The organism is Branchiibius hedensis, assembly GCF_900108585.1.
Classification (GTDB): domain Bacteria; phylum Actinomycetota; class Actinomycetes; order Actinomycetales; family Dermatophilaceae; genus Branchiibius; species Branchiibius hedensis.
The window spans coordinates 822,339-835,457 of record NZ_UESZ01000001.1; the positions used below are offsets into that span (position 1 = coordinate 822,339).

A 13,119-nucleotide genomic window follows, 5' to 3' on the forward strand; every position below is an offset into this window, starting at 1 on the left:
TCCCGCGGGCGATTTGCGAAGATGGCCTGCGTGGCGAACGCAGGTGATCGGGCCGCCGCCCGGGCGGCAGTAGAACTCCCGCCGCTGCGCTACCCACCGGACCTGCCGGTCTCGGCTGCTCGTCCCGAACTGCTCACCGCGATCCGGGACCACCAGGTGGTCGTGATCGCGGGGGAGACGGGGTCGGGCAAAACCACCCAGATCCCCAAGATGTGCCTCGAACTCGGCCGCGGTCGGGTCGGCATGATCGGCCACACCCAACCCCGGCGGATCGCTGCCCGGTCGGTGGCCGCCCGACTGGCCGAGGAGATCGGGGTCGAACTGGGTGACGAGGTCGGCTGGCAGGTGCGCTTCACCGACCACACCAGCCCGCAGACGCTGGTGAAGGTGATGACCGACGGCATCCTGCTCGCCGCCCTGCAAGGCGATCGGGACCTGCGCGCCTACGACACGATCATCATCGACGAAGCCCACGAGCGGTCCCTGACGATCGACTTCCTGCTCGGCTACCTCAAACAGTTGCTGCCGCGCCGGCCCGACCTGAAGGTGATCATCACTTCGGCGACCATCGACCCCCAGCGGTTCGCCGACCATTTCGCGGCGCCCGGTCGCCCGGTGCCGATCATCGAGGTCTCCGGCCGCACCTACCCAGTGGAAGTGCGCTACCGCCCCCTCGTACGCGAGGTGCCCGGGCGCGGGGCGGACGCTCCGCCCGTCCTGGTCGGCATCGACCAGGTGAGCGGGATCGTCGAAGCAGTGGAGGAGTTGTGGACCGAATCCGCCGGTGACGGTGGACCACAGGACATCCTGGTCTTCTGCTCCGGCGAGCGCGAAATCCGTGACGCCCGTGAGGCTTTGGAGGGTCTGCGGCTTCCGGACACCAGCGTGCTGCCGCTCTTCGGGCGGCTGTCCGTGGCCGAGCAGCAACGGATCTTCGCGCCGACCGGAGGCCGGCGGATCGTCGTCGCGACCAACGTTGCCGAGACCTCACTGACCGTCCCCGGCATCAGGTACGTCGTGGACACCGGCACCGCGCGTATCTCCCGGTACAGCCAGCGCACCAAGGTGCAGCGGCTACCCATCGAGCCGATCTCACAAGCCTCCGCGGGTCAACGCGCCGGGCGCTGCGGGCGGTTGGCCGACGGTATCTGCATCCGGCTGTACGACGAGGAGGACTTCCTGGCCCGACCGGAGTTCACCGAGCCAGAGATCCTGCGCACCAACCTGGCCTCGGTCATTCTCCAGATGGCCGCGCTGCGCCTGGGCGACATCGAGAAGTTCCCGTTCGTCCAGGCTCCCGATTCGCGGCAGATCGCCGACGGCCGCCGACTGCTGCAGGAGTTGGAGGCGATCTCCACCGACGGCCGGTTGACCAAGACCGGCCGGACGATTGCGCGGCTCCCGGTGGATCCGCGCCTGGCCCGGATGCTGATCGCGGCCGATCAGCAGGGCGCCCTGCGCGAGGCGTTGGTCATCGTGTCGGCCCTGTCGATCCAGGACCCCCGCGAGCGGCCTCAGGGAGCCCAGGCGCAGGCCGACCAATCGCACGCCCGGTTCAAGGACGACCAGTCCGACTTCATCGGCTATCTGAACCTGTGGAACTATCTCAAGGACCAGCAGAAAGCTCTGTCGCACAGTGCTTTCCGCCGCATGTGTGGCCGCGAGTTCCTGCACTACCTGCGGATCCGCGAGTGGCAGGATCTGCACACCCAGGTCCGCGACGCGTGCCGGCAGCAGGGCCTGCGCACGCATCGCGGGCACCCAGCCAGCCCGCTGCAGATCCATCAGTCGCTGCTGCCCGGGTTGCTGTCCCACGTCGGGCTTCGCGAGCGCGCCACCCGCGAATACCTCGGCGCGCGCGGCGCGCGGTTCTCGATCCAGCCCGGCTCCACGCTCTACCGCAAACAACCGGACTGGGTGATGTCGGCCGAACTGGTCGAGACCACCCGGTTGTGGGCCCGGGTGAACGCGCCGACCGATCCGGCGTGGGTGGAAGCCGCCGCACAACACCTGGTCAAACGCAGCTACTCCGAACCGCGCTGGGACCGCAAACGGGGTAGCGCCGTAGCCGACGAGCGCGTCACCCTCTACGGTATCCCGTTGGTGGCCGGTCGCCGGGTGGGATACGCCGCGATCGACCCGGTCGTCTCCCGCGAACTGTTCCTGCGGCACGGCCTGGTCGAAGGGGACTGGGACAGTCCGCACCAGTTCCTGCGCGACAACCACCGGTTGGTGGAGCAGGTCGCCGCCCTGGAGGACCGCACCCGGCGCCGGGACCTGTTGGTCGGCGAGGACGAACTGTTCGCCTTCTACGACCTGCGCGTCCCCGAAACTGTTGTGTCCGGAACCGATTTCGACACCTGGTGGAAGTTCGAGCGCAAGCGCAACCCCGACCTGTTGACCTTCACCGAGGACTTCCTGGTCCGCGACGAGGCCGGCCCGGTCGACGTCACCGACTATCCGACCACCTGGCGGCAGGGTGAGCTGGAGCTGCCGCTGACCTATCAGTTCTCGCCCGGCTCGGACGCCGACGGGGTCACCGTGCACATTCGCCTCGAGCAGCTCAACCAGGTGCAGCCGGAAGGCTTCGACTGGTTGGTGCCGGGTCTTCGTGAGGACCTGGCAGTGGCGCTGCTGCGGTCGCTGCCAAAGCCATTGCGGCGCAATTTCGTTCCCGCCCCGGACTTCGCCAAGCGCGCCATCGCCCGCGTCGAGCCCGGGCCCTACCCGTTCGCCGAGGCACTGGCCGACGCGCTGCACGACCTGACCGGCGTCGACGTCCGGGCCGCCGACTTCGACCTCGGTGCGGTGCCACCGCATCTACGGATGACCTTCCGCGTCGAGCGATCGGTACCTCGACGACGGGGCAGACCCCGCACCGAGAAGGTCGCCGAGGGCAACGACCTCGACGCGCTGAAGGCCACGCTGGCCGGGTCGGTGCGCGCGGTCGTCGCCAAAGCCGGTGCGTCGATCGAGCAGACCGGATTGACCGGCTGGAGCTTCGGTGAGCTGCCCGAAGAGTTCGAACAGACCGTGAACGGCCGTGCCGTGCAAGGGTTCCCGGCCCTCGTGGACGACGGATCAACCGTCTCGTTGCGGGTGCTACCCAGCGCCGGCGAGCGCGACCACGCAACCGCACTGGGGTTGCGCCGGTTGCTCCTGTTGAACACCACCGTGCCGTGGAAGCAGATCCTGGGCGCGTTGAGCAACACCCAACGCCTGACCCTGGCCACCGGCCCGTACGCCGATCTGGACGCCCTGCTGACCGACGTCGTCGCCGCAGCGATCGACACGATCGTCGCCACCCGGATGCCGGAGGGCACAGTGCGTGACGAAGCACAGTTCGAGCAGGCGCTGCTGTTGGTGCGCCAGCACATCGTGCCGACCGTGCTGGAGATCGTTGCCCTGCTCGTGCCCATCCTGCAGGCCTCCGGAGAGGTCACGCTTCTGCTGGATCGGATGAACGCACCGGCGGTCCAGGAACTCGTTGCCGATGTGCGCGCCGATCACGCCGCCCTGATCGCCCCCGGCTTCATCAGCCGGATCGGCCTACCCGATCTCGCGCAGGTCCGCCGCTACCTGCTGGCCATGAAGGAGCGGCTGGAGAAGGGACCCAGCGACCTGCGGCGCGATGCGGACCGTGCGGCGACGATCGCCCAGGTCCTCACCGAGCGGGACCTGATGGTCTCCCGGTTGCCCGCCGATCGGCGTACGGGAGCTGACGTCCGCGCGATCGACGCGATGATCAGGGAGTTGCGGGTCAGTCTCTTCGCCAACCGGTTGGGCACGGCCTACCCGGTGTCCCCGCAACGGATCTACAAGGCGATGGACAAAGTGGAGGCGGTCACGCCGAGTCGTTGAGTGCGTCGTCGCCCGGGGCCGCCTTGTCGATCGCGTGCGCTGGTTGGTTGCTGAACCGCAGCGCGGTGTGCTGGCTGACCATCCCCGCTTCGGACCCGTACCCCTGGCGGTCGGCAGCGGAGGCCAACCGGCGGTCAAGGCTCGAGCGCCAGTCGCGGGCGACCTGCTCGTCGAGCGCGAGCAGCCGCTCCGCCAGCGGCGGATGCTGGCTGATCGGGCATTGGGCGGCGAGATTCTCCAGCAGTGCGCGCATCCGGCGCTGGACCTGGGCGGCGCCGGCCGAGTAGTGCCGGATCTCGTCGGTGCCGACGGCCACATAGTCCGCCCAGGTGCGGCGGTACCCACTGACCAGCCCGGCGTCGTCGGTCGACTCCTCCTCGCGAACGCGCGGCGCCAGCATCAGCAGGAGGTCCTCGACGTGGTCGAGCGCCTGCACGGCGCGGCCCGGGTCGTTGATCGCGGGGGAGAGGGCCTTGAGGGCGATGTCGGAGATCGACTGCAGCGCCGCCGCCGGACTGACCGACGGCCGGTGGGTGTCGCCGAAGATCAGGGTGCCGAGCAGTTTGTAGACCCGCATGCGGTCGGTCGCACCGTGCACGGTGAACAGGGGAGCGTTGTGCGGCACATGGTCGCCGACGCCGACCATCAGGTCGATGCGGACTCCCCAGTTGATCGCCAACCGCTGGATGCCCGGCAGATTGATGGCCAGCAGCACCCGGCCCCGCTGCGGAGTCTCCCGCAATCGGATGACCTGCGTGCTCGTGTCCTCGACGGGGGCCGCAACCGGTGTGTCGTCATACCAGGCGCGCACCAGCACACCCAGCGCGTCGTCCAACTCGGCAGAGGGACCGGACTGCTCCTGCGCCGGCGTGGGGTAGAGCCGCACGACGGCTTCGCGACCCTGATGGCTGACCCACCGCAGCAGCCGGGACGAGTTCAAGATCGTGCCGACCCGAGCGACCAGGGCGATGAAGAGAATGGCGCTGATGACCGTCAAGAGCACGGCGATCTCCGTTGACAGTTGCAGACCCTTGGAGCCCGCATCCTCGTCGGCCATGTCGAGCGCGGTCATCGCGCTGAAGACGAAGGTCGCAAGGAAGACGCCGAACGACCAACGCATCAACCGGTCCTGCTGGAGCATCGGCACGACCCGCACGGAGATCTGTGACGCACCGAATTGCATCGCCAGCGTGACCGCGGTGAAGACCAGACCGGTGAGCGTCGCCATCGCACCGGCGATCACCCCCAGCAACGTGGCTGTGCCACCCAGGTCGAGCACCGCGCCGCCGGCCACTTCGTCGGCGAGGTTCACCAGCGGTGCCGCGATGACCGCCAGCGCGATCAGCAGCACCGGGACCCGCCACACCGGTCGCTGGGCCAGGCGTCGCTTGGTGCGCCACCAACGCAGCCGGGTGAGGGTGGCGTTCGGAGCCCGTAGTTGCTGCGTGCTCTGCGCCGGCCGCGGCAGCGCCGGCGCGGCCGACTCCGGCACGCCGAACCGACCGGCCAAGGCTTCCTGGACCATGACCTTTCCCCGGATGAGGGGCTGTCGTAGCCGGACTTCGCGACGCATCGCCTTGTCCCGCTTCCGGGGATGATTGGTGTAGCGCCACCGTGCCCACGGCGAGGCGGGGCGGGCCACCCGGATCGCTCCGACGATCAGGAACAGCACGATGAACAACCCGATCAGGCCGGTCCAGATCTTGCCCTTCAGCACCGTCACGACGGCCAGGATCAAGACAAGTACCAGATAGACGGTCAGCGCGATCCGTTCGGCGAGGTCACCGCTGCGGTACTCCACCACGTCGTTGGTGAAGTCCAGGGGGCGCAGTCCCAGCAGGAAGAGTCCGATCACGGCGATGGCCACGAAAACCGCATCGATCGACGTACGACCCTGTTCGCTCCAGTAGACGTCCTCCAGGTGCAGGATCAGCGCGAACTCATCGAGGACCAGAGCTGCTCCGATCCCGAAGACGCAGGCCAGCAGCACGTCGGCGATGGGGGTGTGGCGTCCGGCCACAGCCACGAACCCCAGGCCAGAAGCCGCCATCAGCAGCATGCCGAAGAACGCGTGATGGACATGGACCCCGCCCGGGGTCACATTGCCCGGCCACCAGGACACCTGGGCGCGGATCATCCGCACACTGAACCGGATGAACAGGAAGGTGAGCACGAACGCAACCAGGAGACAAAAGAGCGGCAGGCGTCCGTTGTCGACGATCACGTGCTGGAACCAGTCACCCACCCAGCCCCACCTCCGACAGCACAACTTCGGCAACCCTCATCGTGCCCGAGACGTCGATGGGCGCCCCAGTAGGATCCAGAGCCATGACGACGTTGTTCAGCCGCATCATCGACGGTGAGATTCCCGCCCACTTCGTCTGGCAGGACGAGACCTGTGTGGCGTTCCTGGTGATCGATCCCATGACCGACGGGCACACGATCGTCGTACCCCGCCGGGAGGTGGACAGTTGGCTGGACGCCGACGCCGACCTGGTCACGCACCTGACCCTGGTCGCCCACCAGATCGGCAAGGCCCAGCAGGCCGCTTGGTCCAGCGCCCGGGTCGGGCTGCTCGTCGAAGGGTTCCTCGTGCCGCACCTACATCTGCACGTGTGGCCGGCCAACTCCGTCGAGGATTTCGACCCGCACGACGTGACCCATGGCCAGGACCAGAAGATCCTCGCCGCCAACGCCGCGCGGCTGCGGGCGGCCCTGCGCGACCAGGGTGCCGGCGAGGCGGTACCAGCCGAACCCGCCTGACCCGGCACGGCGGGAATCGGTCGGGCGCCCTGGACGTTGGACCAGTCAAGACCGTCCGCTGACCCGGCCTGCCCGGGTGAGGAGTGAGAAGCATGCAAGACCCACGCGAGTTGTACGACGTCCACGTCGACCTGCCCGCTGACGCCATCGGGGCCGACGTGCTCGTCCTGGCGCTGGGCAACCTGATCGACGCCGGCAACGTGCAGAACCTGTTGACCCAGCACCTGTTGGGGGAGTTCGAGCACAGCGTCATCGCCTCGTTCGACCTGGACCAGCTCTACGACTACCGCGGCCGTCGACCGGTGATGACCTTCGATCGCGACCACTACGAGAGCTACCAGGCGCCACGATTGGTGTTGTACCGGCTGGTTGACGCCACCGGCACCCCCTTTCTGTTGATGTCCGGTCCCGAGCCGGACTACCAGTGGGAGCGATTCACGGCCGCCGTCGAGACCGTGGTCGACCGATTCGGGATCCGGTTGGTCGTCGGAGCGCATGGCGTGCCGATGGGCGTGCCGCACACTCGGCCCGTCGGGATCACCCGCTACGCCTCCGACAGTCGCTTGCTCGGTGAGAACAACCCGCTGTTCGGCCTGATCCAGATCCCGGGCAGCGTTGAAGGGCTCCTGCATCTGCGCCTGGCCGAAAAGGGCCACGACACCATGGGTTTCGCGTTGCACGTGCCGCACTACCTGGTGCAGACCGACTTCGCTGACGCGGCGGTTGCCGCGTTGGAGGCGATTTCCTCCAGCACCGGCCTGGTCCTGCCGGACGCTGCGTTGCGCGCGACGGCCGGTCTGAACCGAGCCGAGATCGAGCGTCAGGTCCGCGACAACGAGGAAGTCGGGGAGTTGGTCTCCGGGCTGGAGCAGCAGTACGACGCCTTCACCGAGGGCGTCCGGCGGCAGAACCTGCTGGCCACCCAGTTGGAGGATCTGCCCAGCGCCGAGGAGATCGGTGCGGAGCTCGAGGAGTTCCTGCGCGAGGAGACCGGCGACTGACTCAACGGTGAGCGGCCGCCGTGGCCCGGGTCACCCGAGCCAGCAGCCCGCTCATCGCGCGCAAGCGCAACGGTGAGATGGCAGCATCCAGACCCAGGTGGTCAGGCAGGTCCAGCGGCAGCGCCGCGACCTGCGTAGCGTCCAACTGACCGGTCAACTCGTGCAACAGTCCGGCGAAGCCGCGGGTCACCGGGGCTTGCGCAGGAGCGCTGACGAACAGGTCGACCCCACCGGGCCGGTCGGCCGAGGCCGTGACGGCCAGATAGACCGGTGACTGGCACTCGGTGACGCGTTCCATGCTCGCTGCCGGATCGGCGTACCGCTCGGGCAGCGACGGCAACTCATCGCCGTACTCGATCAGGAGGGTCACGCGGTCGGTCGGCGGCAACGCCGCAAATTCGGCCAGTACGGCGCGCACCGGCTCGGGCGCATCGGTAGGCAACGGCATTGGCCCACCTTAGGTGGGCCCCCAGCACTGGCAGGATGGCGACATGGCCAAGAAGTCCGCGAAGACCCGCTCGATCGACGATGGCGTCGGCGGTGCACAGGCCGTCGCCGCGGCGAACAAACTGCTGCACCTCGGCGTCGCGGGGGTCGGTCCGTTGCCCTCCGCTCACGAAACGGCCGCCCGTGCCCTGGCCAAGGCGAACGGCAACAAGGACGCCGCGATCAAGTCCATCGTCACCGCCCACCGCAAACTGGCGGCCGCCGAGGGCTTCGCAACCGGAGTGGGCGGGTTCTTCACGCTCGCTGTCGCCGTCCCGGCGAACATCGCCGGCTTCTACCTGGTCGCGGCGCACATGAGCGCATCCATCGCCGCGCTGAACGGCTACGACAACCAACGCGACGAGGTGCAGACTGCCGTCCTGCTGACGTTGGTCGGTGTCGACGCGGACGACATCCTGGCCAAAGCCGGGGTGCGCCGTACGCCGCTGAGCAGCGTGGCCACCGAACGATTGCCCGGTCCGGCGGTCATGGTGATCAACAAGGCGATCGGCTTCCGGTTGCTTGGTCAACTCGGCGGCCGCGCATTCACCCAGTTGGGTCGGGCGGTGCCGTTGGCCGGCGGCGCCTTCGGCGGTGCGATGGATGTCTACCTGTTGAACCAGATCGCCAAGAACGCGGTCTCGGAGTTCCCGCCGCTGGACCGCCCCGCCATCGAAGCGTCCCACAAACGAAAACTATTGGGTCGCAGGCGTTCCTGACCGGCTGCCATCACGGACCCTGTTGATAACCGCCGGAGTAGTGCTGGTTATCCACACCGGAACAACCGGTTCGCCCACCGCGCCGGCGCAGCGAGCACAGTTGCCGTCATGCGACGACATCTTCGGGGGATCGACCAGTACCTGGCTCACCTGCCCTACCAACTCGGCTTCCAACCGCGGGATGCGGTCATCCTCGCGGCCTGGCGGGCCGGGGCCGTGTCGTTCCAGGCGCACGTCGACGGTGCGGACGACGAGACCTTGAGATCGTCGATGCCGGCCCTGGAACGTGGTCTGCGCAGCGTTGCACCGGACTCGGTGATCCTGGCGATCCACGGGCCCTCACCGCAGCCGCCCGCGCTCTCCCAGGTGCTCACCGTGGTCCGCCGGTGCGGTATCCCGATCTCCCATCAGACGGTCAGCGACGCTGGTCGATGGCGTGCGGTGAAGTGCTCATGCGGCCGCTGTCCGCGGGACTGGACGCCGTTGCCGCGCCCCGAAGACGTGCCGGCGATCACCCAGGACATCCTCGAGGGCGCCGCACCCCTGCCCGGCCGCGACACCCTGCGGGAGCTACTGCAGCGCAGCGGGCCGCCGACCCCGCAGTGGGAGCAGCAGATCCCGCGGGCGCTCGGGACTGTAGCCGCGGCTGTGGTGGCGTGGTTGCGCGGCGACGGCGCACACGACCAGTTGGTGATCGCCGTGCGAGCGATGCGCGACAAGAGTTGGCGAGACGTCGTGATGGGTCTGCTTGCGCCAGAGGCGTTTCCCCGACACGAGGCGTCGAACGAGCATTTCGACTGCCGACCACACTTCGCGCAGATCGACCGCCAACTACGGCACGGACCGCTTCCGGGGCATCGGCAGATGCAGTGGACGATGATCAACACCCTGCCGGTGATACCAGCCCAGCATCAGGCGCCAGTACTCACGCTGATCGCCGCGAACTCGTGGGGGCACGGCGGCGGAGCCGAGGCCACCTTGGCCTGTGAACGGGCGTTGAATCTGGAGCCTGCCTACACGATGGCGCAACTGATCGCTGAGGCGGTGACCCAAGCGGTCCCCGCGCGGCCACCGGAGGCGATGACCGCATGAGCGTGTAACCATCGGGTTAAGTACCCACCGGACCGGGTGCCACTCGCTACCTTCGGGGCATGCCTGGGCACGTCGTGGTCTGCGGCTTCTCCGGATTCGCACTGCGTCTGCTCGAACAGTTGCTGGACTCGGGGGAGCAGGTGGTGCTGCTCGTCCCCGCCCTCGACGCAGGCGTAGCTGCAGCGCAGAGTCGGTGGGGTGTGCGGGTGGTCACCGCGCAGTTCGGGGTGACCAGTGCGCTCGCCGAGTGCGAGACAGCCAGGGCGCAGGCCGTGGTGTGTGTCTCCGATGATGAACGCTGGAATCTCGAGATCGCCCTCCTCGCAGAGCAACTCGCGCCCTCCGCTCGCATCGTGACGCAGTTGTCGAACGCCACCGTGGGTACGGCGATGGCGGATGGTTCGGGTCGTCACGTCGTCCTTGACGTGGCGACATTGGCGACGCCGTCGGTGGTGGAGGCCTGTTTGGGCCAGACCGTCCACGACATCGACGTCGCGGGTACGACCTTCGTCGTCGCGACGTTCCCGGTCAGCGCGGACGCCAGCCTGCGAGCCAGATTCGGTGACCTGGCACCCGTGGCGGTCATCGGCGCCGGCGGCGAGGTGTCCGCCTGCCCCGGGCGGGACCACATCGTGCGCTCCGGCGAACGCGCGGTGATGATCGGAACGGCCGAGGATTTCGCCCGGCAGCGGCTGGCCCTGCCGCAGCCGGCCCGACCCGCACGCGACGTCGCCCGGCGGCCGCTGCCGCACCGGCTGTTGCACTCGGCGGAGACGTTCGCCCGGGACGCGAACCCGAACCTGTTCCGGATGGCGGCCGTACTCGCCACTTTGCTGTGCATCTCCACGATCGTGTTGTGGCTGGGCTACCGCAAACCCGGGATGAGCGCGCTGGACGCTCTCTATTTCAGCAGCGAGACGATCGCGACCGTCGGCTACGGCGACTTCAACTTCGCCACCCAGCCGCCGTGGTTGCGGCTGTGGTCGATTCTGCTGATGTTCGCTGGCGTGACCACCACGGCCATCGTCATGGCGTTCCTTGCCGATGTCCTCATCTCGCGCCGCTTGTCGCACGGCGCCGCCCGCACGCGAGCCCGCCGGATGAGCGGGCACACGATCGTCGTGGGGCTTGGTGCGTTCGGAATGTCGGTGACGAGTGCCCTTCGCCAGCGCGGGGAGCAGGTGGTCCTTGTCGAGCGTGCCGAGCACACCCGGTTCAGCGAGACGGCCGCCGGTCTCGACGTGCCCGTGATCTACGGGGACGCTGCGTTGCCGGACACGATGTCCTCCGCCGGGCTGGGCCGCGCCCGTGCTGTTGCCGTGGTCACCAGCAGCGACCTGACCAACATCGAAGTGGCCATCGCGGTTCGCACCCTCCTCGGGCCCCGCTGGGGGACACCGACCGATGACGGAGTTCCGGTGGTCCTGCGGATCTTCGATCGTGACCTGGCGGGCGCCGTGGTCAACCGGTTCGGCTTTCAGAACGTTCGTCCGACGGTCGAGCTGGCGGTGCCGTGGTTCGTCGGCGCCGCCCTCGGCCTGCACGTGCTGGGCACCTTCTCGGTCCAGGGCGAATCCTTCATGGTGGGTCGCTTCGAGGTGGGTGACGGGCTGGACGCCGTGACGATGGACGAACTGTCGGCCCGCACCCGCGTGATCGCCATCCGCCGGACCAACGGATCCCTCGAGCACTCGCCGCGTCGCGAGGCCAGCTTCGCCGCCGGGGACCTGGCCTATCTCGTCGGCCCGTACGCCGAGTTACTGGCCGTGCTGCGACGTGGCCGGACCGTCGGCGGCGCCTGAGGGGCTGGTCAGGAGGGCGGCGCCTGCGGTGCGCGAGGAGACGAAGCGGCCGCCGGTGCGTTATCTTGGGCGGGTCAAGAGTTCCAGCGACAAGCCCCGGCTCGTTGGACGGCAACCCTCCTCGCGGTGGGGTGCCCCGGGTGAAGACAAGGCCGGATCAGGTGTCCGGCAACCGCGGGGCCCAGGTGGCCCCTCCCGTCCGGAGAGGCCAGGATGACCGTCGTTGAATCCCGTATCGCTCAGGCACCAGCGCGTCCGCAGGCCCGGCGGGTGCCCACCCCGCCCGGTGCCAACCCCCGGGCGCACGCGATCGGCGTACCCGCATTCGTCACCGAGACCGGCGAACGTATCCCCGATCTGGTCATCACCTTCCAGACCTGGGGCACGCTGTCCCCGGCTGCCGACAACGCCATCCTCATCGAGCACGCCCTCACCGGGGACGCGCACGTCGTCGGACCGACCGGACCCGACCAGCCCACTCCCGGCTGGTGGCCGGGCATCATCGGCCCCGGCGCACCGCTGGACACCGACACCAGCTTCGTCGTCGCGGTCAACGCGGTCGGCGGCTGCCGGGGGACCACCGGCCCGCACACCCTCGCCCCGGACGGTCGGGCGTGGGGCTCGCGGTTCCCCCGCACCACCATCCGTGACCAGGTCAGCGCCGAGGCGATCGTCGCCGACTACCTGGGCATCGACCGGTGGCAACTGGTCCTCGGCGGATCGATGGGCGGGATGCGCGCGATCGAATGGGTCGGCAGCTTCCCCGAGCGCACCGGCGCGGCACTGGTCATCGCCAGCACACCGTGGGCTACCGCCGATCAGATCGCGTGGGGACACATGCAGTCCGTCGCGATCGAAAGCGATCCGGCCTGGCACGGCGGCGACTACTACGCAACCGGTCACACTCCCGATACCGGTCTGGGCCTGGCCCGGCGGATCGCCCACAACACCTACCGGTCGGCCGCCGAACTCGACGACCGTTTCGGGCTGACCCCGCAGACGTCGCACCGCCCGCTTGACGGTGGACAGTTCGCGGTGCAGAGCTATCTGGATCACCAGGCGGCCAAGCTGGTTCGGCGGTTCGACGCCGGGTCCTACCTCAACCTCACCCGGGCGATGGCCACCCACGATGTGACCCGCGACCGTGGCGACCTGGCCGACGTACTCGGCGGGTACGACGGGTTGTTGCGCGTGGTGGCCGTCGACAGTGATCGGCTGTTCCCGCCGGCTCTGTCCGAGGCGATGGTTGCTGCGTACGGGCGGGAGCCGCTGCTCACGATCGCCTCCGATCATGGCCACGACGGGTTCCTGATCGAGCACGACCAGATCGCGACGATCACCGCCGACGTCGTGGCCGACACCCGTCCCCTGGGTGGCGCCGTCGGGTAACGTCGG

The 13,119-nt window shown here is 68.6% G+C and carries 9 protein-coding genes and 1 riboswitch; of the genes, 7 read left to right on the top strand and 2 right to left on the bottom strand.

Annotation, left to right across the window (positions count from 1 at the left end; all coding sequences use genetic code 11):
• Positions 1–30: 30 nt before the first annotated feature.
• Positions 31–3,861: an ATP-dependent RNA helicase HrpA gene (gene hrpA, locus DR843_RS04070; protein ID WP_425451542.1), complete on the top strand. Its 3,831-nt coding sequence runs from the start codon at positions 31–33 to the stop codon at positions 3,859–3,861.
• Here the strand turns inward: hrpA and DR843_RS04075 are convergent.
• Positions 3,845–6,106 carry a DUF2254 domain-containing protein gene (locus tag DR843_RS04075; protein ID WP_172461481.1) on the bottom strand — a complete coding sequence of 754 codons (2,262 nt, stop codon included), beginning with the start codon at positions 6,104–6,106 and terminating at the stop codon, positions 3,845–3,847. The two genes, hrpA and DR843_RS04075, sit on opposite strands and share 17 nt — an antisense overlap.
• An 83-nt stretch (positions 6,107–6,189) precedes the next feature.
• On the opposite strand from DR843_RS04075, the gene DR843_RS04080 reads away from it, so the two are divergent.
• Positions 6,190–6,624 carry an HIT family protein gene (locus tag DR843_RS04080; protein ID WP_109684223.1) on the top strand — a complete coding sequence of 145 codons (435 nt, stop codon included), beginning with the start codon at positions 6,190–6,192 and terminating at the stop codon, positions 6,622–6,624.
• 92 nt (positions 6,625–6,716) lie between these two features.
• A complete protein-coding gene (locus tag DR843_RS04085; protein ID WP_109684224.1) occupies positions 6,717–7,625 on the top strand; it encodes a PAC2 family protein in 909 nt (302 codons plus the stop codon).
• 1 nt (position 7,626) lies between these two features.
• Here the strand turns inward: DR843_RS04085 and DR843_RS04090 are convergent, their stop codons facing one another.
• Positions 7,627–8,073 carry a SufE family protein gene (locus tag DR843_RS04090; protein ID WP_109684225.1) on the bottom strand — a complete coding sequence of 149 codons (447 nt, stop codon included), beginning with the start codon at positions 8,071–8,073 and terminating at the stop codon, positions 7,627–7,629.
• A 43-nt stretch (positions 8,074–8,116) separates the two neighbouring features.
• Here DR843_RS04090 and DR843_RS04095 point away from each other — a divergent pair, with 43 nt between their 5' ends.
• From DR843_RS04095 to metX, 4 genes are all read left to right on the top strand, one after another.
• The gene (locus DR843_RS04095) at positions 8,117–8,830 is read left to right on the top strand and encodes an EcsC family protein (protein ID WP_109684226.1); all 714 of its coding nucleotides are present in this window, start codon (positions 8,117–8,119) and stop codon (positions 8,828–8,830) included.
• 108 nt (positions 8,831–8,938) lie between these two features.
• Positions 8,939–9,922 (top strand): DUF4192 family protein, encoded by a 984-nt coding sequence (locus DR843_RS04100; protein WP_109684227.1) that lies wholly within the window; start codon positions 8,939–8,941, stop codon positions 9,920–9,922.
• 59 nt (positions 9,923–9,981) lie between these two features.
• Positions 9,982–11,724, top strand: coding sequence for an NAD-binding protein (locus tag DR843_RS04105; RefSeq protein ID WP_109684228.1), 1,743 nt, complete (start codon positions 9,982–9,984; stop codon positions 11,722–11,724).
• 72 nt (positions 11,725–11,796) lie between these two features.
• A riboswitch (SAM riboswitch) is annotated at positions 11,797–11,905 on the top strand.
• Between the two features lie 32 nt (positions 11,906–11,937).
• On the top strand, positions 11,938–13,113 hold the full coding sequence (gene metX / locus DR843_RS04110) for a homoserine O-acetyltransferase MetX (RefSeq protein WP_109684229.1): 1,176 nt from the start codon (positions 11,938–11,940) through the stop codon (positions 13,111–13,113).
• The last annotated feature ends 6 nt before the right edge of the window (positions 13,114–13,119 follow it).

Coding starts and splice junctions, on each gene's coding strand:
- DR843_RS04080 (WP_109684223.1), top strand. CDS start 6,190: ATGACGACGTTGTTCAGCCGCATCATCGACGGTGAGATTCCCGCCCAC.
- DR843_RS04085 (WP_109684224.1), top strand. CDS start 6,717: ATGCAAGACCCACGCGAGTTGTACGACGTCCACGTCGACCTGCCCGCT.
- DR843_RS04090 (WP_109684225.1), bottom strand. CDS start 8,073: ATGCCGTTGCCTACCGATGCGCCCGAGCCGGTGCGCGCCGTACTGGCC.
- DR843_RS04095 (WP_109684226.1), top strand. CDS start 8,117: ATGGCCAAGAAGTCCGCGAAGACCCGCTCGATCGACGATGGCGTCGGC.
- DR843_RS04100 (WP_109684227.1), top strand. CDS start 8,939: ATGCGACGACATCTTCGGGGGATCGACCAGTACCTGGCTCACCTGCCC.
- DR843_RS04105 (WP_109684228.1), top strand. CDS start 9,982: ATGCCTGGGCACGTCGTGGTCTGCGGCTTCTCCGGATTCGCACTGCGT.
- metX (WP_109684229.1), top strand. CDS start 11,938: ATGACCGTCGTTGAATCCCGTATCGCTCAGGCACCAGCGCGTCCGCAG.